The sequence below is a fragment of the Neiella marina genome, from assembly GCF_002165625.1.
In the GTDB taxonomy this organism is placed as follows: Bacteria; Pseudomonadota; Gammaproteobacteria; order Enterobacterales; family Neiellaceae; genus Neiella; species Neiella marina.
The window spans coordinates 72,030-93,508 of the sequence record NZ_NGNS01000010.1; the positions used below are offsets into that span (position 1 = coordinate 72,030).

Genomic DNA, 21,479 nt, shown 5'->3' on the forward strand with positions numbered 1-21,479 from the left:
AGTTATGAGCTGAATATTGCTCAACGCACGAGTGGCAACTAAGGTTCCCATTGTTAGACAAACAAAACCTATCGAGAGATTCAAAACATGAGTAAGTATTTCTTGCTGTTCATATTGAGCCTATTTGCCATTGCTTGTAGCGAACAACAAGTGCCGACCAATGCCCTTGGCGGTGATCGTGATGAACATGGCTGTATTGGCTCCGCAGGCTATCAATGGTGTGCTCATACCAAGCAATGCGAACGGCCTTGGGAGCTCGCCGAACAGGTCGACATTGAAAATACTCAGGACAGCTTTGCGAAATACTGCAGTCTTGCAAGCCAACAGCCCCCTTAGCCGCTATATCAGTCACGTCTTCATAGCGCGGCCTTTTAACTACCCGATCTGTCTTAGCCAGCGTTCGAGGGCTAACAATTTGTCGTCGTTGTTGACCTGCAACTATTGTTTGCCATTTCTATCGATGTGATCGCCTACTCAAAAACGGCTTGCAGTTCATTAATGTATCTTCTGTTTTACTGTTAACAATAATATTGTTAACAAAATGTTGCAATATTCAAGCTCTTGCAACATCCATAAAAACAATAACTAAAGCTCACTGATGAGCAAAAACACATATACAGAAGGTGTCTTTAATGAAAACCAGAATTAAAGCAACAGCCAGTGGCTTGCTACTGACTGCTTTGGCTTGTCCTGCCTTGGGAGCAACCGTGATTCAGCAATCATCATCAGGCATGTGCCTGAGAACTGCTGATGGCAGCTCCTCGCCAACCAATGGCACAGAAGTTGTGCTGCACAGTGATTGCAGTGGTGAAGCCGCGCAATTTAGTTGGACTTCGGGCGGCAGTGTCCAGCATGGTCCCAGCGGTCGCTGCATTCACCCCGGCGGTGCGGCAATACCCGAAAACGGTCAAAAGCTAGTGCTTTGGGACGGCTGTGATTTTGCCGATCGGGTGAGATTTTCCGCTACTAGCCAAAGTAGCATGCAACAGCTTTCGAGCAACAAGTGTGTGCATCCCAATGGCGGCTCTGCAACACCAGCAGACAACACTAATTTGGTGATGTGGGAAGGCTGCAACGAAGACCGCTTGGCCTTTAGCGTTGAAACCCAGGGAGCACCCGATGGCGGCAAGGTTGAAGTTTCTGTAAACCTCGACACCAAGCACGCAGTGGGCACGGAATATCAATTTGATCGGCGTAAATTCATTACTTTGCACGCGACCCATACCGAAAACGATTGGTTTGGTGGCAATGTTCAGAGTCGCTACGCCGATAACGAAGATGCCAATTTAATGGATAACTTTCTCGATACCTACGACGTGTATTTTGGCCGAGATACCGGCGGAATGGCCTATCAGTTGTCGCAGGCACCAGAGGATGCCAATAAACCAGGCTATGCCAGCGCGGAGGTGCTAACCACCAATGGCGGCAATACCCGTTGGACGTATTCCGAAGATACCAGTGCGCAACGAGCAACCATGCGCCGCCACGCTCACCGTGATACCGAATCCATTGTCGGTGCTCAGCAGCATCCATACTACCCAGATGGCACCGAAGTGGGCTCTCAGGGCTGGTCGTTTTCCCAAGCAGATACTGCCAATGAGCCATTTGGTACCGCCACCGGCGACTTCATGGCGCAATACCTGACTAAATTCTTTAAACAGAGCGAATCGGATCCTTATGGTGAGAAGAAACCAACTTATGTCGAGGTGATGAATGAACCGCTGTTTGAGTTGGTGGATTACCCAGCAGCAGGTCATCAGCCGGCCAGTATTTACGACATTTTCCGGATGCACAACTCGGTCGCGAATAAGATTCGAGAAACCAACCCTGATGTACTAATCGGCGGTTACACGGTGGCTTTTCCGGATTATGAAAAGGACAACTTTAATCATTGGGCGACGCGAGATAAGTACTTCCTCGATCTTGCTGGTGGCAATATGGACTTCATTTCCATTCATCTTTATGACTTTCCCAATATCCCTTATCCAGATGGCAGCAAACGAGTTCAATACCGCAAAGGCAGCAATGTTGAGGCGACCTTGGATTTACTCGAACAATACATGGCTTACAAGTGGGGCAGTATCAAACCCATTGTGATCTCTGAGTATGGTTCGCAGTTGCAAGGCTCATTTAACTTGCCGTGGAGCCCAGAGCGCGATTGGTTGTGTCTTAAAGCGATGAATTCATTGTTGATGAACTTTCTTGAACGGCCAAATCGCATCGAAAAAGCTATTCCGTTTATTCCGGTCAAAGCCGAATGGGGCCGAATATCTGAATCCATCCCTTATTATTGGCGTTTAATGCGCCAGAAGTTTGAGGGCCAAGGCGAAACGGGTGACGAGTGGGTATTCACTGATCAAGTGAAGTTTTACCAGCTCTGGGCTGATGTCAATGGTCAGCGGGTGGATACCGCGGCAACCGATTTGGATATTCAGGTTGATGCCTATGTCGATGGCAAAGATGTTTATTTGATTCTGAACAGTCTGGAATTTGACGCAACTTCAGTTGATCTCAATATGTTTGGCAACAGCGGTAACGCGGTGACGAATGTGCAGTTCCGCCATTTGTATCCCGATGCTCAATCAAAACCGCAGCTGGCGATTTGGAATCAAGCTAGCTTGCCTGATGCTGTCACCTTGGGGTCTGAGTCGACGCTGATTGTGAAAGTTAGCTATCAGAACGTGGTCGCGATTAATCATTCCAGCCAAGAAACCAAGCATTACGCTGTCAGCGAGGGAGTAAAAGCAATTTCTGCTTGGCAGACGCAAAGCTACAGCATCAACAATGTCGATAAAGGTAACTATGGTGAAGCCGTGCTAAGAATCGGTATGGGGCGTGACCATGGCGCTTCGTTGACGCCGACGGTGTTGGTCAATGGCACTCAGGTGGCTGTACCGACCGATTTTCGCGGTTATGATCAGTACCACAATGGCATTGGCCGGGATCGCTTTTTCGGCGTAATCGAGATTCCCGTGCCGTATAACATACTGTCAGCGAACAACACCATTAAAGTGACTTTCCCAGATTCTGGCGGCCACGTCAGTTCGGTCACACTACAACACTTCAAGCAAAGTAAAGTGCTTGGGCGGATGTAGTACTTAGCTAGTCGAGGTCATTCAAGCCAGCAGTTTTGCTGGCTTTTTTTTCCGACTCGTTCAGCTCTCCGCTGTTACTTTTTGCCACTAACTTTCAAATGAAAGTTTGCTGCCAAAGCTTTGTTGCCAATCGGCGCTAAATTGATCAACCGCTGGTTGCACTGCCGGATGTTGGAATAATTGAGCTGCAACATCAACCGGCAGGGTAATGGCACCAATACCTAACCGCAAGACATTCATCGCTTGTTGGCTATTCTTGAAGCTGGCGGCAAGGATCTTGGCCTTGAGATTATGCTGATTCAGTAACGTTTGAATATCAGCTACCACGCCCACGCCATCGCCATTTAACGCATCAATTCGGTTGACGTATGGCGCTAAGTAGTCCGCCCCACATAAAGCTGCCAGTAAGCCTTGCTGAACAGTGTAAATCGCCGTTGCTAACACTGTGATCCCTGCTTGTTTCATTTGCTTGATTGCCGCTAAGCCGGTTTCTGTGGCAGGCACTTTGACCACCATGTCATAGGGCAGTGCCGCCAATTGTTTGGCTTCGGCAACCATGGTATCCACTGTGGTGCTGACCACTTGAGCATGAAATCTAGGCTCGCCGTCAATGACCTCAGCCATCGCCCGTAGCGTTTCATTCAAGCCCTGATGCGATTTAGCCAGAATCGTGGGATTCGTTGTGATGCCATGCAAAGGCAAGCAACAATTAAAGCGCTTCACTTCATTTACATCTGCGGTATCTAAATAGAGTTCAAACATGGTGTTGGCCCTGGTCTTCAGTCGATGCGGAAACTATAGATGGTCAATGGAACTCGATCTTGATTTGAATCAATTTAACTTTCAAATGAAGGTCTATAGTTTTCTCAAAGCGAAACTTTGGCTACTAACTCTCATAGCGGAAGTTGGTCCGGTAATGAAGATTTAGCCGAGCTCCAGTGATTAAGCACAATTGACGAGGCAAGTATGTACTTCAATATTCAACGCTTCTCGAACCACGATGGCGATGGTATTCGCACCATTTTGTTTTTAAAGGGGTGTAGCTTGTCGTGTGCTTGGTGTCAGAACCCAGAAAGCCAGAGCCGCAAGCGTTCATTGCTATTTGACCAACGCAGCTGTTTGGCAGATTGCCAGCTGTGCGCTGAAGCTTGTTCGCATATCCAACGTGATGTAGGCCGGTTAAGGATCGAACGTTCGTTGATCGATCAGCAACAATTAATTGCTTTGCAACAGGTTTGCCCGACGCAAGCATTGTCGGTTTGCGGTCAACCAGCGGATGCCGACCAACTATTGGCTGAACTATTGCGCGATAAGCCCTTTTATCAGCAAAGTGGCGGTGGGGTGACGTTTTCTGGTGGTGAACCCTTGATGCAGCCGCAACTGGTGGCTGATTTAGCTCAGCGGCTACAACAGCAATCAGTCTCCACCGCGGTGGAAACCTGTATGCATGTGCCATGGAAGAACATTGAGATGGCCGCGCCATACATCGATTGCTGGTTAACTGACTTGAAGCATACCGATGCCGACAAATTTAACCAGTGGGCCCATGGCTCGGTTGACCGCATTAAACAGAATTTTTCTCGCCTAGCGGCAATTGCCAAACGCCTTGTGGTTCGCGTCCCTGTGGTGCCCGGTTTTAATGACAGCATGGAAGAACTGCAAGCCATCATTGATTTTGCTGCCTCGTTGGCTCATTGCCACGAGTTGCACTTGTTGCCTTACCACACCTTGGGTATCAACAAGTATCGCTTGCTTGATCAGCCCTATGAATGTGCTGACAAGCCACTAAACAAGCCTGAGCTACTGCAGGATGCCCAAGCTTATGCTCATTCCAATACTCACCTTGACGTTGTAATTAGAGGTTGACCATGAACTTGAACTTTCTCCCAGAGCGCATTAAGGCACATAAATCTGCTTTGGTGAACATTGTCACGCCGCCGATCTGTACCGAGCGCGCTGAAGCCTATACCCGAGCTTATCAGGCCAATGAAGATAAGCCTGTCATTGTTCAACGAGCGCTGGCTTTGCAAGAGCATTTGCGTACTCGAACAATTTGGATCAAACACGATGAATTGATTGTCGGTAACCAAGCGAGCAAAGTCCGCGCGGCGCCGATTTTTCCAGAGTACACGGTACGTTGGATTGAAGCTGAGATTGATGAGCTAGCCGACCGCCCAGGCGCTGGCTTTGCCGTGACTGAGCAAGACAAGCAAGCGATTCATGCCATCACCCCGTACTGGCGCGGCAAAACGGTGCAAGATCGTTGCTACGGCTTATTTACTGACGAGCAGCAAGACATTCTGGCATCAACCATCGTCAAAGCTGAAGGCAACATGACATCTGGCGATGCTCACCTTGCGGTCGACAACGACAAAATCCTAACCATTGGTTTCGATGGCTTGTTAGCAGAAGTGAAGCAACGCCGCGCGGACAACGATGTTGCGACCCTAGAGGGCCTGAAAAAAGAGCAATTCTATAAGTCGGTTGAGATCGTCATCGAAGCAATTCAGCAGCATATTATCCGTTTTGCGGAGCTGGCCAGTACCATGGCTGCCAAAGAGCAGCGACCAGATCGACAGTTGGAGTTGCTGCGAATTGCTGAAAACTGTTACCACATTGCCAAACAACCGCCAGCGAACTTTTGGCAAGCGCTACAACTGAGTTACTTCGTGCAGTTGATATTGCAAATTGAGTCGAATGGCCACTCGGTATCATTTGGTCGCATGGACCAATTTCTTCATCCCTTCTATCAGGCTGACATTGATTCTGGTGTGCTTACTCCTGAGATGGCGTTGGAAATGCTGCAAAGTTGTTGGTTGAAGCTACTTGAGGTCAACAAAATTCGTTCCGGTGCCCACTCAAAGGCCTCTGCGGGCTCGCCGCTCTATCAAAATGTCTGTATTGGTGGTCAGACGCTTAATGCGCAAGGCGAGCCTGAAGATGCGGTCAATTCGCTATCTTGGGCAATCTTAGAGTCATGTGGCCAGCTGCGCTCAACGCAACCGAATTTGAGCGTTCGCTATCACCAAGGTCTCGATCAGAATTTCTTGATGGCTTGTGTTGATGTCATCAAGTGTGGTTTTGGTATGCCTGCGTTTAACAATGACGAAATCGTTATTCCGGAGTTTATCAAGCTTGGTGTTGAGCGAGAGGATGCCTACAACTATGCTGCCATTGGCTGTATCGAGACGGCAGTGCCAGGTAAGTGGGGCTATCGCTGCACCGGCATGAGTTTCATCAACTTTGCTCGCGTATTATTGGCGACACTCAACGAAGGGTTGGATGCCACCACCGGCAAGGCATTTTTGCCTCACGACAAGTCATTAGCCAAAGGCAATTTTGCCAGTTTTGACGAGGTTCAACAGAGCTGGGCAGAGCAGGTTCGTTATTACGCCAGAAAGTCGATAGAAATCGATACCGTAGTGGATTCAGTGTTAGAGCAACAGGCGCAGGATGTATTCTGTTCTTCTCTAGTCGATAGCTGTTTAGAGCGCGGTAAAACGGTGAAAGAGGGCGGAGCCAAATACGATTGGGTGTCAGGTTTACAAGTTGGCATCGCCAATTTGGGCAATAGCCTTGCGGCCATCAAACACTTGGTGTTTGACCAAGGGCAACTGTCGCAAGCTGAACTGGCCAAAGCACTGGCTGATGACTTCGAAGGCCCAGCGCATGAACAGTTGCGCCAACGCATCGTTAACCATGCGCCTAAGTACGGCAATGATGATGATTCAGTGGATTTATTGTTGGCTGAAGCCTACCAAGTTTATATTGATGAACTAGCCAAGTTTGTTAACACCCGCTTCGGTCGAGGCCCAATTGGTGGCGGTTACTATGCCGGTACTTCCAGTATTTCTGCCAATGTGCCGTTTGGCGCGTCAACCATGGCGACACCAGATGGTCGTAAAGCTCACACGCCATTGGCCGAAGGTGCCAGTCCGTCATCTGGCTCTGATCGTTTGGGACCGACGGCGGTATACAACTCGGTGGCTAAACTGCAAGCGGACAAGATCCTCGGCGGGGTGTTGTTGAATCAGAAACTGTCACCCGCGGCTGTCGCCACCGACAGTGATAAAGAAAAACTGTCGATGCTGATTCGCACCTTTTTCAACTTCCACAAAGGCTGGCATGTGCAATACAACATCGTATCGCGCGAAACCCTGTTAGCGGCCAAGCAGAAGCCGGAAAATTATCGAGACTTGGTGGTTCGAGTCGCAGGTTATTCGGCGTTCTTTACCGCGCTGTCGCCCGATGCTCAGGACGACATTATTGCCCGTACTGAGCACGAATTATAACCAAGTCCCATCAAGTTACTTTCAAATGAAAGCGGCGGAGCGTTATACTGCGCTCCGTTGCCCAAGCCAAGGATTTAAAGTGAACGCAAGACAATCAGAAATTTTGCAGTTGGTGAGCGAACGAAAACGCATTCAGGTGACTGAGCTGGTTGATTTGATGGGCGTATCGGGAGTGACCATTCGCCAAGATCTCAATCTATTGGAGCAACAAGGCTATTTGAAACGAGTGCATGGCGCGGCAGTGGCGTTGCAAGTCGACGATGTCGATGCTCGCTTAGAAGTGCGGTTTGATATCAAACAAGCGCTGGCAAACAAGGCCGCCGAGCTGGTTGCCAGTAATGAAACCGTGCTGATTGAAGGTGGCAGTGCCAATGCTTTGCTGGCTCGTACGTTAGCTGAACGCGGCGATGTGAGCATCATTACTCCATCAGCATATATTGCTCATTTACTGCGTCACTCTAACGCCAATGTCATTCTCCTTGGCGGAGTTTACCAACACCAAGGCGAGAGCTTAGTGGGGCCTCTGACCAAACTTTGTATTGACAACATTCACTTTAGTACCGCGTTTTTGGGGGTTGACGGTTTTCATTGTGATACCGGCTTTACCAGCCGGGATATGATGCGGGCTGATGTTGCGGCGACCATTGTGGCGAAAAAGCGGCGTAATATCGTTTTAACCGATTCGAGCAAATTCGGCCAGATCTACTCGTCTACTATTAGCCAAGTGTCGGATATAACGACTGTGTTAACTGATGCTGCGGTTGCTCAGCAAGATCTCGATTATTTGCGCCTAGCTGGCGTCGAGGTGATTCTCGGATAAGTTGGCGGCATAAAAAAAGCAAGGCATTTGCCTTGCTTCTTCAATCGTCAAACACCAGCGTTTAGCTGTGTGTTAGATTGCCACGATATCTTGGGCTTGAGGGCCTTTTTGGCCTTGGCCAACAACAAACTCAACACGCTGGCCTTCAGCTAAGGTTCTGAAACCTTCGCTGCTAATTGCGCTGAAGTGAGCGAACACGTCAGGGCCGTTGTCTTGCTGAATGAAACCAAAACCTTTGGTTTCGTTGAACCATTTAACTGTACCAGTAACTTTAGACATATTTGAATATCCTGAATAAAAAATGAAAGCCCGAAGGCTGGGTCGCATGGAAACAAGCGAGAACTTAATGGCGTCAGGACGAGATGTTACGAATAATATGCCGAACTTGGTGCGTTTAAATTTTGTGCTGCTTTCTTGCTGCCGAGAGTGTATCTGGTTATTGCCGTAAGTCAATTAAAAAGCTGAACAAGTTTCACCCTAAATAAACATCGGCGCCATCCGCCGCCAATAATAACCGCGGTGAGCGCGCTCTCCCCAGTATTTCAAATCATGAGCAACATTTTTCTGCCACAAGATCTGACTCAAATGCTCGTTGTTCTGCCTAAAGGGGTCGTCTTCGCCAATCACTAAAGTGATGTCGGTATCGCGAATTGCCTTTAGGCTATGCTCGCACTTTAAATTGGGCAGGAAATGGGTTGGGGTGTTGAAATAGATATTGTCGTCGTAGTAACCGTTGAACAAATCGGCGAACCACTCGACGCCCATGGTCAAGTCATACCGCCCAGAGAAGGCAATCAACTTCTGAAATTTGTCGGGATGGCGAAATACCATGTTTGCCGCATGAAATGCGCCGAGGCTGCAGCCATGGGAAATAGTGCGACCACCGTTATTGAGCAAGTCCATGAGTGGAAACACTTCTTGTAAGATGTATTGCTCATATTGCAGGTGGCGGCCAATACGATTGGCTGGATGAGCCCAGTTGGCATACAAGGATTCACAGTCGATCGAATCGACGCAAAATACTTGCAGGTGTCCCGAATCGATTTTGCTGCGAATCGCTTCGATCATACGCATGTTTTCATATTCATAAAAACGCGCATTGCGAGTTGGAAAAACCAACATGCGATCGCCGCTGTGGCCGAATACTAACAATTCCATGTCACGGCCGAGTCGGTCACTCCACCATTTATGATATTCCCTTTTCATTGGCTCCTAGCCTGGTCTAGTTACGATGACAAATCGCTGAAAAAATGCATTAGCTGTGCCAACAGCTCCTGATCTTCCTTCTGTTGCTGCGGATATTCAGCATGGCCGTGGCTTAGCCAGTATAGCTGCTTATGTTTTGGTACCGCGTTATAGATGGCAAATTGACCCGGTGGTGCCACAACTGGGTCATTTTTTGCACAAGCAAAGTGCATTGGAGCACGGATATATTTCGCTGCGATGGCAGCATCGTGAAACGACAATGTCTTTTGTGTGACATCTGGATGACGTTTGAAAAAGCGCTGGACGCTAAAACCACTACCAAAGGTTGGCAGCTGCAAGCGAACTTGGTAGTTACCAAATGTCGGCACGTTGAAGTGAGCTTTTTTGATCCGCTTATCCCAAGGCAGAGCTAATGCACCAATGCCGCCAGAAAAACTAATCCCCATGTAACCCAATTTACCGGCAAGCTCAGGAAACAGCTTCAACATCAGAGAAATGTTGAGCCACAAATCTTCCACGCAGCTGCCAATGACATAACGATCGACCTCTTGAATATTGTGCAATACGTGCCACTGCGGTTGAGATGAAATTCTTGGGTGAGGGCTTTGCCCCAAACCGCGAAAACTGGGAAACATCATGACCGCATCGGGAAACGGCAAATGCGATTGCGGACCGTCACAGCCGCCGTAGCCATGACCAATGACAAAGCCTCGGCGGATAGGCGATTCTATCGGAACGAGCATCCAACCACGGATCACTGCATCCTTGGTAGAACTGAACTTATAACGGTAGATTTTAAAGCCATCGGCGGTACGGCCGGTATCTTTGACTTTGTAATTGAGTTGGTGCTCACTGACTTGTTGGTAGCGCTGCTGCCAAAACTCAACAAAACCATCCGGCTCTTGCGGTGCGGGCACTGCAAGCAGTTGAGATTTTGTGTAACCGTAGCCCGGATCGAAATTGCGTTGTACCAAAAGCCAGCCCTGTTAGTTTGTTGAGTGGAACCGTTCTCTCATTGGCGCAAAGTTTAAGCTAATCAGAGCGCCGGTGGTAGCTTTGCGGTAAATCTAGGTTGCGCCAATTCGTTGGCCAGCGCTAACATGAGCTCATGCGAATAAAGTACTTACTCATGCACCTGCTCGCGCTGATTTGTGTCGGCCTCGGACTACTTGGTGCCTTTTTGCCGCTGTTGCCTACCACGCCATTTTTGTTAGCGGCTGCCGCTCTGAGTGTTCGTGCTTCGCCCAGACTTCATGCTTGGTTGATCAATCATCCGGTGTTTGGCAAGTCATTGCGTCATTATCAAGAACATCGAGCGGTAAGCCCAAAAGCATTTTGGTTGGCGATGGTAGTGATGTGGCCAACAATGGCATTCAGTGCCTATGTGGTGCCGATATGGTGGGTACGTTTGTTGTTATTGATTATTGCTTGCTCGGTGTCGTTGTTTCTTTGGCGAGCGAAACTGCGTTTTGCTCAATTGTCACCGATATACAAACAGACCTAAAAAAAAGTTTGCCCCGTTTTTTGTCGTCAAACGATTACCTCTGTGACAGATGAATTAACCAGAGGAAATCGTCGATGTCTTTTAGTTCTCTTAACAACTCCAGATATCTAATCGCCAGCAGTTGTCTGGTACTTGCTCTCTCGGCTTGCAGCCAAACCGAAATGGCTAAGCAACCGGCGGCGCCGCAAACTGATGGTAGTCATGCGGCATCCGTGCCTGTGGTTGCGCAACCGTTACCACAGCAGCCGCGATTTGCCAGCGAACAAGCTCACCAAATGCAGTCGGCTAAGCGGATGATAGCCCCTCAGGCAATGGTTTTGAGTGCTGATATGGGCCACCACCAGAGCAGAACCAATGGCGACAATTACCAGCAACTAGCCGATAACCAAGTGACCTTGGTTGCTGACAAGCCAGTTTCCACTTTCAGCGCTGATGTCGATACCGCCAGTTATGCCAATATCCGACGTTGGCTTGAGAGCGGCCGGTTGCCACCCAAAGATGCTGTGCGGGTGGAAGAGTTGCTGAACTACTTCCACTACGACTACCCGCGGGCACAAAATGCGGAAGAGCCGATAACGATCGACACCAGCTTGTCGATTGCGCCTTGGGATAGCAATCGCCACTTACTCAGAATTGGCCTTAATAGTTTTCAACCCGATGTTAGCGATCGGCCAGATGCCAATCTGGTGGTGTTAGTGGATGTGTCGGGCTCGATGAGTGCTCACAACAAGTTACCATTGGTTAAACAGTCGCTGCAGTTGTTGCTGAGTCAGCTTCGCGCCGACGATCGTCTTGCCATCGTCACCTATGCAAGTGGTGCTCGTGTCGCTTTGGCTAGCACGCCGGCCAACGAACAGAGCAAGATTCAACAGGCCATTGCTGGGTTGCAGGCAGGCGGCTCAACTCATGGCAGTGCTGGCATTCAGCTGGCTTATCAACAAGCCCAACAACATCTAATTGAGCAAGGCATTAATCAAATCATGTTGATGTCCGACGGCGATTTAAATGTTGGCGTTACTGATATTGATGAGCTGAAACAGTTGATTAAACGCAAACGCCAGCAAGGTGTTCACTTTTCCACTCTGGGCTTTGGCCAAGGCAACTATAACGATCATTTGATGGAACAATTGGCCGATATCGGCAACGGCATGGCTGGCTACATCGATACGTTGCATGAAGCGCAGAAGCTATTGGTGGATCAATTGGGAAGTTCTCTGCAAGTTGTTGCTCACGATGTTAAGTTACAAATTGAATTTAACCCTACCGTGGTGACCGAGTATCGTTTGATTGGCTACGAAAACAGAGTGCTGAATCGGCAAGATTTTAATGAAGATCGCAAAGATGCCGGTGATATTGGCGCCGGCCACACGGTGACAGCTTTGTACGAATTGACGCTGGCGGACGCACCGTCGCGCATCGATCCGTTGGTGTTTCAGCGTGAATCACAGCATGAATCTCAACACCATGGCAATGACAATGACGACTTGGCTGAACTGCGTGTTCGCTATAAGTTGCAGCAACAGCAAGCATCTCAACTTCAGCGAGTGAGATTGAATCGTCAGCAATTGCTGGCGCGGAGCGAATTATCCAGTGATGACAAGTTTGCTATTGCTGTCGCTGCATTTGGCCAAAAATTAAGAAACAACGACTATCTGGCCGATTTCGATTATGCTCAGCTGATTGAACTGGCGAATGCTGGAAAAGGCGTTGATCGATTTGGTTATCGCGCTGAATTTGTTCGCTTATTACGACTGGCTCAAAGTTTGAGTCAGCAGAGTGGTCAACAATTTGGTGATCAACCACAGTTAACCCAGACTATGGAGACGATTCATGCTGCGCCACTCGCAGCAATGGAAAGCACTTTGAATGACCCTGCGAAATGATGACCAACTGTTAAATGACTATGGCAAACGTGGCGATGCCGCCGCGTTTGATATTTTGTATCAGCGTTTTCGTCAGCCCCTGTTTGGCTTTATTCGGCAACAATTACCTGAAGCCGTTGCCAATGAGGTATTTCAGGATTGCTGGATGGTAGTCATAGAGCAAGCATCGGACTATATGCCCTGCGGTAGTTTTAGAGGCTATCTGTTTACCATCGCCAGAAGGAAAATTGCCGACTACTGGCGTGGTCAGCAACGTCAGCCGAGTCAAACAAGTGATGATGGCAACGTCGTAGAGCAGTTTAGTGACGATGTCGACCCGCAAAAAATTCAGCTGCAACAAGCCACCAATGCGGTGATCTTAATGTGCGTGGGTCGCTTGTCTAAAGTGCAGCGCGATGCCTTTATGCTCAAACAAACTGGCCTTGCGGTGGAAGAAATCAGCCTAATCCTCGGAGCAACATTTGAAACTGTGAAAAGCCGCATCCGAGCTTCCTACAGTCAATTACGTCGTTGTTGGGAACGCCATCATGAGTAATGAATCCAAGCCAAATAGCCCAAGTGATGGGGATTTAGAAAAAGCCTATTACCAAGCAGTGACTGAGTTGCAGCCAAAAGCCGAAGTGGATGAGGCAATCCGCTTACAAGCCCATAGCCAGTTGCGTAAGGGTCGTGATTGGGCGTCGGTACCCATGTGGGCGAGAGCCGCGTCGGTGATTGGAGTCGCAGTGGTTGGCTGGTGGTTATGGCAACCGGATCTGATTGAATGGCGACCACAGACCGACAACACCATTGTCGAAAACCAAGTGCCAATGGAAGTTGCGACTGAAGACGCCATGGCTGCGGCGCCCACGTCAGTAGAGCCAAAATCGCCGCCGCCAAGTTCTGCCGATGCCCTTGAATCGCAATTTGCTGCTGCCGAAGTTGCAAAGGAACAGCAAGCTGCCGAACAAGTGCAACAACAAGCCAGAGAAGCTGAACAAGCTTTGGTTGCCAGACACAAGCTGGAACAAGCGCAGCGGCAAGCCGAGCGCCAACATTCAGAGCAGCTACTGAAATTCAGTTTTTGTTTGCAATACAAGCTCGCCCGCCGCGATGACTTGGTGATAAGTAATGACTTACCCGATGGCACTGATAGTGGTTCTGTGTTGTCAGGGCCATCAATTGAGTGGCAAGAGCAGCCTTGGCAACTTGTCGAAATAGCTCAAACAGCTTATTTGGTCCGCGCTGAAGGTGACAACTGGCAAGTTGCCAAAGTCCCAGCAGAAGACTTTACCGTGTGTAATCTCCATCGTTAATCGAGCGGCTTGGTTAGGCTAAATGCGCCGCGGATTTGGCCTAGCTGGTAGCCCGTTGCCATGTCTTGTGGATAATTCTGTTTGAGACTGGCTTTGATATCCGGTGTTAAGTTCTTACCGTGACAATGCAAACATAATGGCTCAACCGGTTGCGCTTGCATGAATCGATAGCTGCCTTGCTCGAGCGAATCGGTGAATAGCGGGCCATTTATTTTGCCCTCGGCGGCTTGCTGATCAAATGCTGTCAATACCTTTGCTTCCCACGCATCTGGCAGCGCAGAAGTTTGATTGCGTGCTTTCAGACTCACTCGCTTCATCTGCCAACCCGAGCTTTCACTCAATTGGCTCGCTATCTCAGGGGCTTTGGTTGCACACACTGCAATCGCCTCGACCGGCCCACCTTGTTGCATACTTTTGATCAGCTGCGGCTTGAGCCGCTGGCCGAATTGTTGCACCAGCTGTTGTGCTTCCGCGCGCAGGGTATTTTGCTTGGCGGGTTCGGCGTTTGCGGTACTTAGCATTGCAGCCGTGATAATGCCGCTGATCGCCATGGTTGGTGTCGACATGATACTTCCTTGCATTGAATCTTTGTCTAACAGTTTAGTCCAAACGCCAACGCAAAAAATAATGCCGCCAATTGGCGGCATTTGACGATTGTGATGTCATTCGTTAGGACTAAGCTTGCTCCGTTTCTGCTCGCCCTTTGACCTTCTCTCGCATGGTTTGCAACATGGCGAAGAACACCGGCACGATCAAGGTACCAACCAGCGTTGCCACCAGCATGCCTCCAAATACCGCATAGCCCAACGAGTTGCGGCTTGCGGCACCTGCTCCCACTGCAACCACCAGTGGGAATATGCCAAAGATAAATGAGATAGCCGTCATCAGTACGGCTCTGAAACGCAGCCGAGCAGCTTTGGCTGCCGCTTCGAGAATGGGCAGCTTTTCATCTTCTCGCAGCACTTTGGCAAATTCGACAATCAGAATCGCGTTTTTACTGGCTAGGCCAATGAGCAGTACTAAGCCGATTTGGGTGTAGAGATTGACATCTGAACTGGCAAACCAAACATTGAGGAAGGCCCCCATGACCGCTAATGGTACGGCCAACATCACGGCCAGCGGAATGGTCCAGCTTTCGTATTGAGCAACCAAGAACAGATAGGTAAAGACAATCGCCAAGGCAAAAATAACCAAGGCTAAGTTGCCTGCTTTCAACTCCTGATAGGTTTGCCCGGTCCACTCAAAGCTGTAGCCAGCGGGTAGCGATTCGGTCGCAGCCCGACTTAACGCTTGGATGGCCTCGCCAGAGCTATAACCAGGGGCTGGCAGCGCGTTGATGGTGACTGATGGATAGAGGTTGTATTGGTCGAGTACCTCAGGCCCAAGCTTCGGTTGCACCTGCACGAGGGTGCTCAGAGGCACCATTTCGCCACTGCCGGTGCGAACGTAAAAACGCTGAATATCACGAGGGTCATCGCGAAACTCGGTTTCAGCTTGGGTCATCACCCGGAACACTTTACCAAACAGGTTAAAGTCATTGACGTACGCAGAGCCGAGGAAAGTCGATAGGGTGCCAAATATCTCTGATAAGGGTACACCTTGGACTTTCGCCTTACGGCGGTCAACATCAACGTAAAGCTGCGGTACATCGGCGCGGAAATTACTAAAGGCAACACCAACCTCTGGTTGCGCATTGGCTGCCATGATAAAGCCAGTCATCACGTTCGATAGTTCGGCAGCACCGCGGCCCTGCAAATCTTGCAGCACGAACTCGACGCCACCGACGTTACCCACCCCCGATATTGGTGGTAGTGAGAAGCCAACAGCTCGAGCTTCGGCAATGGTATTGAGTTTTGCTTGCACTCGCCGGAGGATTTGTTGCTCGTGCATATCGTCATCGAGACGCTCATCCCAGCCACTTAAGCTCACCACGATCAAACCAGCATTCGAGGCAATGGCATTGGTCAGAATACTAAAACCAGAGGCATGAATGACGTTCTCGACGCCTGGCTCCGATAGCACCATATTGACCATTTCTTCCATCACCTCATCGGTGCGGTTGATTGATGAACCGTCAGGCAGCTGAACATCGACCATGAAGGCCTTTTTGTCTTCCTGCGGTACAAAACCGGTCGGCAGTGCTGAACCCAGCAATGCGGTACAGCCGATGATGACCAGGTAGCAAATTCCTACCAGCATAAATTTGCCGAGGATTTGACGAACCAGGCCGGTGTACTTTTCGGTCAGTAGGCCAAAGTACTTGTTAAACAGGCCATGGAAGCCGGTGTTCTTCTGCTTTGGCGCTTTCAGTAACGAGGCGCAGAGGGCAGGACTCAGAGTCAGCGCGTTGATCGATGAAATAATCACCGAGATACAAATTGTGACTGAGAACTGAGCATACATTTGCCCGGTAATACCGGGCATGACCGCCGTTGGCGCAAATACCGCAAGCAACACCAAGGTTGTTGCGATAATTGGACCAGATACTTCAGCCATGGCTTTGATGGTTGCTTCTGGCGCCGACAGTCCCTCTTCGGCCATGATTCGACTGACATTTTCAACCACCAAAATGGCATCGTCGACGACAATACCGATGGCTAGGATCAGGGCGAATAATGACACCGTGTTGATGGTCATATCGGCGGCTAACAGGAACACAAAAGTACCAATCAGCGACACCGGAATGGCAATTGCTGGAATCAAGGTGGAGCGGACATCTTGCAAGAAGATGAACACCACCAACACGACTAAGGCTACCGAGATAAAGAGTGTCGTTACCACTTCGTTGATTGATGTTTCTACGAATTCAGTGGTGTCATAGAGAATTTCGTAGCTCATGCCATCAGGAAAGGCTTCTGATAGCCGATCCATCTCGGCGTAGATGCCATCTGCTACATCCAACGCATTGGCATCGCTCATTTGATAAATAGCGATCAGGGCACTTGGGGCATTGTTCAGCTTGCCTTCTGCATCATAGGTTTGTGAGCCGAGTTCAATACGAGCGATATCACCCAATGACACAGTCGAGCCGTCACGGTTGGTCCGCAGAATAACCTCTTCGAACTCCTTGACCGATGACAGCCGGCCTTGGGTCGATAGGGTATATTGGAATTGTTGATCGCGAGGCACCGGAGCGGCACCAATTCGACCGGCAGCGACCTGAATGTTTTGCTCGCGCAGAGAATCTGAAACATCCGAGGTGGTGATATTCAGTGCCGCCATTCGATCAGGGTTGAGCCAAACTCGAATGGCGTAGTCCATGGCTCCGATAACGTTGACTTCGGAGACGCCGGTTACTCGAGTTAAGTTGTCAACGATGTTGATACCGGCATAGTTGGTCAGAAACAGCGAATCAAATTTGTCTGGCTCAGTGATCAAGTTGACGATCATCAACATGCTTGAGCTTTTCTTATTGACCTTGATACCTTGCCGCGCGACTTCCTCGGGAAGCTTCGGCATGGCTTGCTGCACCCTGTTCTGGACATTGACCTGAGCCATGTCGGCATCGGTGCCCACTTCAAATGTCACCGTCAGGCTGTAACTGCCATCGTTGGCTGATTTAGAAGACATGTAAATCATGTCTTCTACGCCATTCACTTCCGATTCGATGATTTTAGCGATGGTATCTTGAACCACCACCGCATTAGCCCCTGGATAAGAGGTACTGACCGCTACCTGAGGTGGTGCGATTTCGGGGAACTCAGCCACCGGCAATACCGGAATGGCAATTAACCCCATGATGGTCAGGACGATCGAAATGACAAAAGCAAATTTGGGGCGATTGACAAAGAACTTACTGATCATTGTTCGTCACCTATTACTTTAGTTGCTTTCAAACGGAACGGCTGTGACTTCGACCGGATCAACGGTGATGCCGGGGCGAATACGCTGTAAGCCGTTGATGACGACGCGCTCGCCTGGGCTCAAGCCTTCCTCAACATGCCAGAAGATGCCTTGTTGGTTGCCAACTTTGATGATGCGCTTTTCAACGGTATTGTCGTCTTTCACCACCATCACGAAATGGCCTTGCTGATCTTGAGAAATTGCCCGTTGTTCAATCAATACCGCTTCGACTGGCTCTATGCCCTCGATAATCAAGGTGACGTACATGCCGGGGATTAGTATTTGGTCCGGGTTGGGGAAAATTGCTCGGATAGAGATTGTGCCGGTAGCTTGGTCAATACGGTTTTCTGACGCATTGATGCGGCCTTTCTGATCAAACATGGTGTTGTTGGGCAAACGCAATGAGATGTTCAAATCATCGATTGAATGGGCGCCGCTCTCTAGCATTTGCTGACGTGCATTTAACACGCTGCGTTCTGACACCTGAAAGTCGATCCACATTGGATCCACTTGAACCAAGCTGGCCATTTGGCGCTCTGGAGTAATCAAATCGCCAATAAATACTTCCGACTTACTCATGCGACCGGCAACCGGCGCATGGACCTTGGTGTATTCTAAATTTAACTCGGCGACCTCTACTGCAGATTCAGCTCCTTCGACGGATGCTTTGGCTTGTAGCATGCGTGAGGTTAGCTCATCCATATCCATATCCGACAGCAGCTTTTTCTCATTAAGCTGTTTGCCTCTGGAATATTGCAATGAGGCAACTTCATAAGCGCTTTTGGCTTGCGATAATGTTGCCTTCTGACGGTTCAGTTCAGCAGTGTAGGAGGCCGGGTCAATCTCAAACAACAACTGGTTTTGCTCAACTTTAGCGCCGTCTTTAAAGTGGCGCGCCAACAGTTGACCGCTGACTCTAGCTTTGATTGATACGTCTTCAGAAGCAACGGTGCGGCCAACAAACTCAACTGCAGGATTAAGAGGTTTCAGGTCGATGACTTGAAATTCGATTTTCGGTGCTGGTGGTGGAGGTGGTGGCGCATCAGAGCAACTCACGGTAATGCCAGCTATAGCCAATAAAGCTAGTGCTCGTAATTTGATGGGATGTTTGTTCATGAACCTAATCCTTGCTTCTCGATACTGATGAACATTGCACATTTAATGGCAAGTGGAACTAACACTTCAGAATAGCATTGGAGTCTAACGTCAAATTGTGACTGATGGATGCTCGCCAATGATATGAATTATTGGGCTAGTTGTTTGTTGCAAAGTAAAGACTCCGCCGTAGCGGAGTCTTTTCAACATTCAGTTAGCGCTGAATTTGAATTTCGCGAGCTCGGAAGTACAAGAAGCGAATTAACTCGTACTCAAATGCTGAACCTGTTGAGTAGTAACGGAATGGAATCTGTTTTCGAGCGTTAATTGAGCGAATAATCATCATCGCGATTTCTTCGTTCGTTTTCAGCCCCATTTCGTCAACGACTTCGTTGTAGACTAATGAGTCAACCACTAAACCAAAGCCATCTCGGGCACTCGATGGTCCCAGTAGTGGCACCACCAAATAAGGGCCATCGCCAACACCCCAGTAACCTAAGGTTTGACCGAAGTCCTCTTTCTCACGGTAGACACCCATGGCGGTTGCTGGGTCAAACAGGCCGAAAATACCGATGGTTGAGTTCGTCACGAAGCGGAACGCCGTGGTGATTGCTCGCTCACCTTTGAGCTGCAACACCGAGTTCATGAAGGTGTTGATTTCTCCCAAGTTACTGAAGAAATTGTTCACCCCGGTTTGCATGACTTCCGGTGTCACGTATTCATAACCGCGAACCACCGGCAGTAACACGTACTCGTCAGCTTTGGCATTAAAGTAATACATGCGGCGGTTGAAGCCTTCCCATGGATCATTGTCGACGTAGCCGATGCCACGTGGATCCATCTCAGATGTATCTGGCAGTGGGATCCTCGGTTCTTCAGCATCAGGCTCTAAATCGGGTGTCGCACTACAGGCAGTAAGCAGTGCGACGCCAGCAGCGAGCACCAGGTTGCGCACAAAATATAATTGTTTCATCGTTGATTGCTCCCTGCTTAATTACTGCTGGCGAAAAAAGCGAGCATGTCTTCCACCCACACTTTCTCGTCCATGTTGCCGCAGTGGCCGCCATTTGGATAAATCCAGCCGCGATCACCAAAGGTGTTTTCTAAGAACTTCAAATCTGGACCGGCCAAGATGATGTCGTCGGCATTAGTGACCATACCGATTTTTTCCGATGTCTTGAGATAGTCTTCAAGCTCAATCAGACTCAAGCGATCAATCATATCGGCTCTCGATAAGTCTGGATTGCGAGCTTGATAAAACGGCACCATGCCGCGCTCGAAGTAGGTTAGAAAACCAATTGACGCACCGCGTAAAAACGAGTGGCTAATGCTTTCATGTTTGCTGATTTGGTGATTTTTGTAGGTTAGTGCGCCGATGTTTTGCATCACATCGATGGCAAAAATCATATCAGTTGAGCTCAGCCGGAATGCTAGTCCAATCAGTTGCGATAGCTCTTGGTCACTGACATTGGCTGCGACAAACATTTTGTATAGAAACTCTGGGGTCAGCTCAACGCGGGTGGCGTGAGAGACGCTGTCGCCAACTCGATCGAAAATGCCGTTGACGGTATTGCGCAGCCCCTCAGAGCCAACTGACTCAACGTAACCATCGAGAATAACCACTGAGTTATAAAGGCTCACCGGTGGGTTTACCAATAATACTTTTTTGAAGTTAAACGCTTTTTTCTCTTCGTCGAGCTTGCTAACAAAGGCAGAGTGGGCGCCACCAAGGCTATAGCCAGTGAGGTAAAAGTCGGTTACTTGTAGTTTGTCACCGAGTTTGCTCTGAGCATCAGCCAATGTCTTCTGCATCACCGCATAGATCTCTTCGGCATCTTTTTCCAAGTAGCCGGGCATTTGTTTGCTCGAGGCACTGACAATGAAATTCGGGTGCGTTGGTGAAGTGATGGAAATGACGTTATAGCCGGCTTTGAAGAACGCTTTTTCCAGCGCAATCATCTTGCCGCCATTGTACTTACCGCCGGTGCCGGCAATCGAAAAGACCAAAGGCGCTGGTTTTTTCTGGTAAACCACGGAGTACTGGAACCCTTCGTGATACCAAAATACCTCGGGTGTTTCGCGTTCTGGGTACAGATCAATACTGAACTCGCGACGATGAATATCGTCAGGCAGATCTGCTTTGAAATCGGCCGGAGTGCCGAAAACGGTTGCTTTGAATGGGTCAGAGAAAGGGAACTGATAGTCGTCAGTGGTTGGTGCTGCTTGAGCAATACCAACCATCCCCAACAACAGCGCCCCTAATCGCATTATCCTTTTCATATCGTTATTTCCACGCGCATTGAAAATTAAGGCTTTTGTCGATGTTACGAAATTCATTATGCGCTAAAAATGTAAAAAATAAAGCGGACTTGTGAATAGACTTTTACTGGAGTAAATGCTTTGTTTGTCGCAAAACTGTGGTAAGGACCTCATTCAACCCAGTAAA

The 21,479-nt window shown here is 49.1% G+C and carries 18 protein-coding genes; 9 read left to right on the top strand and 9 right to left on the bottom strand.

The genetic code is table 11. The features are described 5' to 3' along the window. Positions 1–87 precede the first annotated feature (87 nt). Positions 88–336 (top strand): hypothetical protein, encoded by a 249-nt coding sequence (locus CBE68_RS09595; protein ID WP_087505860.1) that lies wholly within the window; start codon positions 88–90, stop codon positions 334–336. Positions 337–632: 296 nt separating this feature from the next. Beyond that, positions 633–3,095, top strand: coding sequence for a ricin-type beta-trefoil lectin domain protein (locus CBE68_RS09600; RefSeq protein WP_087505861.1), 2,463 nt, complete (start codon positions 633–635; stop codon positions 3,093–3,095). An 87-nt stretch (positions 3,096–3,182) separates the two neighbouring features. Here CBE68_RS09600 and CBE68_RS09605 read toward each other — a convergent pair whose 3' ends face one another. Next, complete coding sequence (locus CBE68_RS09605; protein WP_087505862.1) at positions 3,183–3,857, bottom strand: fructose-6-phosphate aldolase; 675 nt, start codon at positions 3,855–3,857, stop codon at positions 3,183–3,185. Positions 3,858–4,061: 204 nt separating this feature from the next. On the opposite strand from CBE68_RS09605, the gene CBE68_RS09610 reads away from it, so the two are divergent. The 3 genes from CBE68_RS09610 (at position 4,062) to CBE68_RS09620 (ending at position 8,207) form a co-directional block, all read left to right on the top strand. Then, positions 4,062–4,961 (top strand): glycyl-radical enzyme activating protein, encoded by a 900-nt coding sequence (locus tag CBE68_RS09610; protein ID WP_087505863.1) that lies wholly within the window; start codon positions 4,062–4,064, stop codon positions 4,959–4,961. 2 nt (positions 4,962–4,963) lie between these two features. Further along, positions 4,964–7,387 (top strand): formate C-acetyltransferase/glycerol dehydratase family glycyl radical enzyme, encoded by a 2,424-nt coding sequence (locus tag CBE68_RS09615; RefSeq protein WP_087505864.1) that lies wholly within the window; start codon positions 4,964–4,966, stop codon positions 7,385–7,387. A gap of 79 nt (positions 7,388–7,466) precedes the next feature. Continuing rightward, a complete protein-coding gene (locus tag CBE68_RS09620) occupies positions 7,467–8,207 on the top strand; it encodes a DeoR/GlpR family DNA-binding transcription regulator (RefSeq protein WP_087505922.1) in 741 nt (246 codons plus the stop codon). Between the two features lie 72 nt (positions 8,208–8,279). Here the strand turns inward: CBE68_RS09620 and cspE are convergent, their stop codons facing one another. The 3 genes from cspE to CBE68_RS09635 all read right to left on the bottom strand — a co-directional run bounded on the left by cspE (position 8,280) and on the right by CBE68_RS09635 (position 10,387). Next, complete coding sequence (cspE, locus tag CBE68_RS09625; RefSeq protein ID WP_087505865.1) at positions 8,280–8,486, bottom strand: transcription antiterminator/RNA stability regulator CspE; 207 nt, start codon at positions 8,484–8,486, stop codon at positions 8,280–8,282. Positions 8,487–8,684: 198 nt separating this feature from the next. Next, positions 8,685–9,413, bottom strand: a complete 729-nt coding sequence (locus tag CBE68_RS09630; protein WP_087505866.1) for an esterase family protein — start codon at positions 9,411–9,413, stop codon at positions 8,685–8,687. A gap of 20 nt (positions 9,414–9,433) precedes the next feature. After that, on the bottom strand, positions 9,434–10,387 hold the full coding sequence (locus CBE68_RS09635; protein ID WP_087505867.1) for an acetylxylan esterase: 954 nt from the start codon (positions 10,385–10,387) through the stop codon (positions 9,434–9,436). 155 nt (positions 10,388–10,542) lie between these two features. On the opposite strand from CBE68_RS09635, the gene CBE68_RS09640 reads away from it, so the two are divergent. From CBE68_RS09640 to CBE68_RS09655, 4 genes are all read left to right on the top strand, one after another. Continuing rightward, entirely contained in the window at positions 10,543–10,917 is a 375-nt protein-coding gene (locus CBE68_RS09640; RefSeq protein ID WP_229744721.1) for a YbaN family protein, read from the top strand. Positions 10,918–10,991: 74 nt separating this feature from the next. Continuing rightward, positions 10,992–12,800: a vWA domain-containing protein gene (locus CBE68_RS09645; protein WP_087505869.1), complete on the top strand. Its 1,809-nt coding sequence runs from the start codon at positions 10,992–10,994 to the stop codon at positions 12,798–12,800. After that, positions 12,784–13,335 carry an RNA polymerase sigma factor gene (locus tag CBE68_RS09650; protein ID WP_087505870.1) on the top strand — a complete coding sequence of 184 codons (552 nt, stop codon included), beginning with the start codon at positions 12,784–12,786 and terminating at the stop codon, positions 13,333–13,335. The genes CBE68_RS09645 and CBE68_RS09650 overlap by 17 nt, the downstream gene beginning before the upstream one ends. Continuing rightward, complete coding sequence (locus CBE68_RS09655) at positions 13,328–14,095, top strand: hypothetical protein (protein WP_087505871.1); 768 nt, start codon at positions 13,328–13,330, stop codon at positions 14,093–14,095. Before CBE68_RS09650 ends, CBE68_RS09655 begins: the two co-directional genes overlap by 8 nt. On the opposite strand, the gene CBE68_RS09660 is transcribed toward CBE68_RS09655, so the two are convergent. The 5 genes from CBE68_RS09660 to CBE68_RS09680 all read right to left on the bottom strand — a co-directional run bounded on the left by CBE68_RS09660 (position 14,092) and on the right by CBE68_RS09680 (position 21,313). After that, positions 14,092–14,661, bottom strand: a complete 570-nt coding sequence (locus CBE68_RS09660) for a Tll0287-like domain-containing protein (RefSeq protein ID WP_229744722.1) — start codon at positions 14,659–14,661, stop codon at positions 14,092–14,094. The genes CBE68_RS09655 and CBE68_RS09660 overlap by 4 nt on opposite strands. Positions 14,662–14,770: 109 nt before the next feature. Beyond that, positions 14,771–17,899, bottom strand: a complete 3,129-nt coding sequence (locus CBE68_RS09665) for an efflux RND transporter permease subunit (RefSeq protein ID WP_087505872.1) — start codon at positions 17,897–17,899, stop codon at positions 14,771–14,773. A gap of 18 nt (positions 17,900–17,917) precedes the next feature. Beyond that, on the bottom strand, positions 17,918–19,054 hold the full coding sequence (locus CBE68_RS09670; protein ID WP_158100562.1) for an efflux RND transporter periplasmic adaptor subunit: 1,137 nt from the start codon (positions 19,052–19,054) through the stop codon (positions 17,918–17,920). A gap of 193 nt (positions 19,055–19,247) precedes the next feature. Further along, a complete protein-coding gene (locus CBE68_RS09675) occupies positions 19,248–20,006 on the bottom strand; it encodes an MlaA family lipoprotein (RefSeq protein WP_087505874.1) in 759 nt (252 codons plus the stop codon). Positions 20,007–20,023: 17 nt separating this feature from the next. Further along, on the bottom strand, positions 20,024–21,313 hold the full coding sequence (locus CBE68_RS09680) for an alpha/beta hydrolase (protein WP_143824530.1): 1,290 nt from the start codon (positions 21,311–21,313) through the stop codon (positions 20,024–20,026). Positions 21,314–21,479 lie beyond the last annotated feature (166 nt).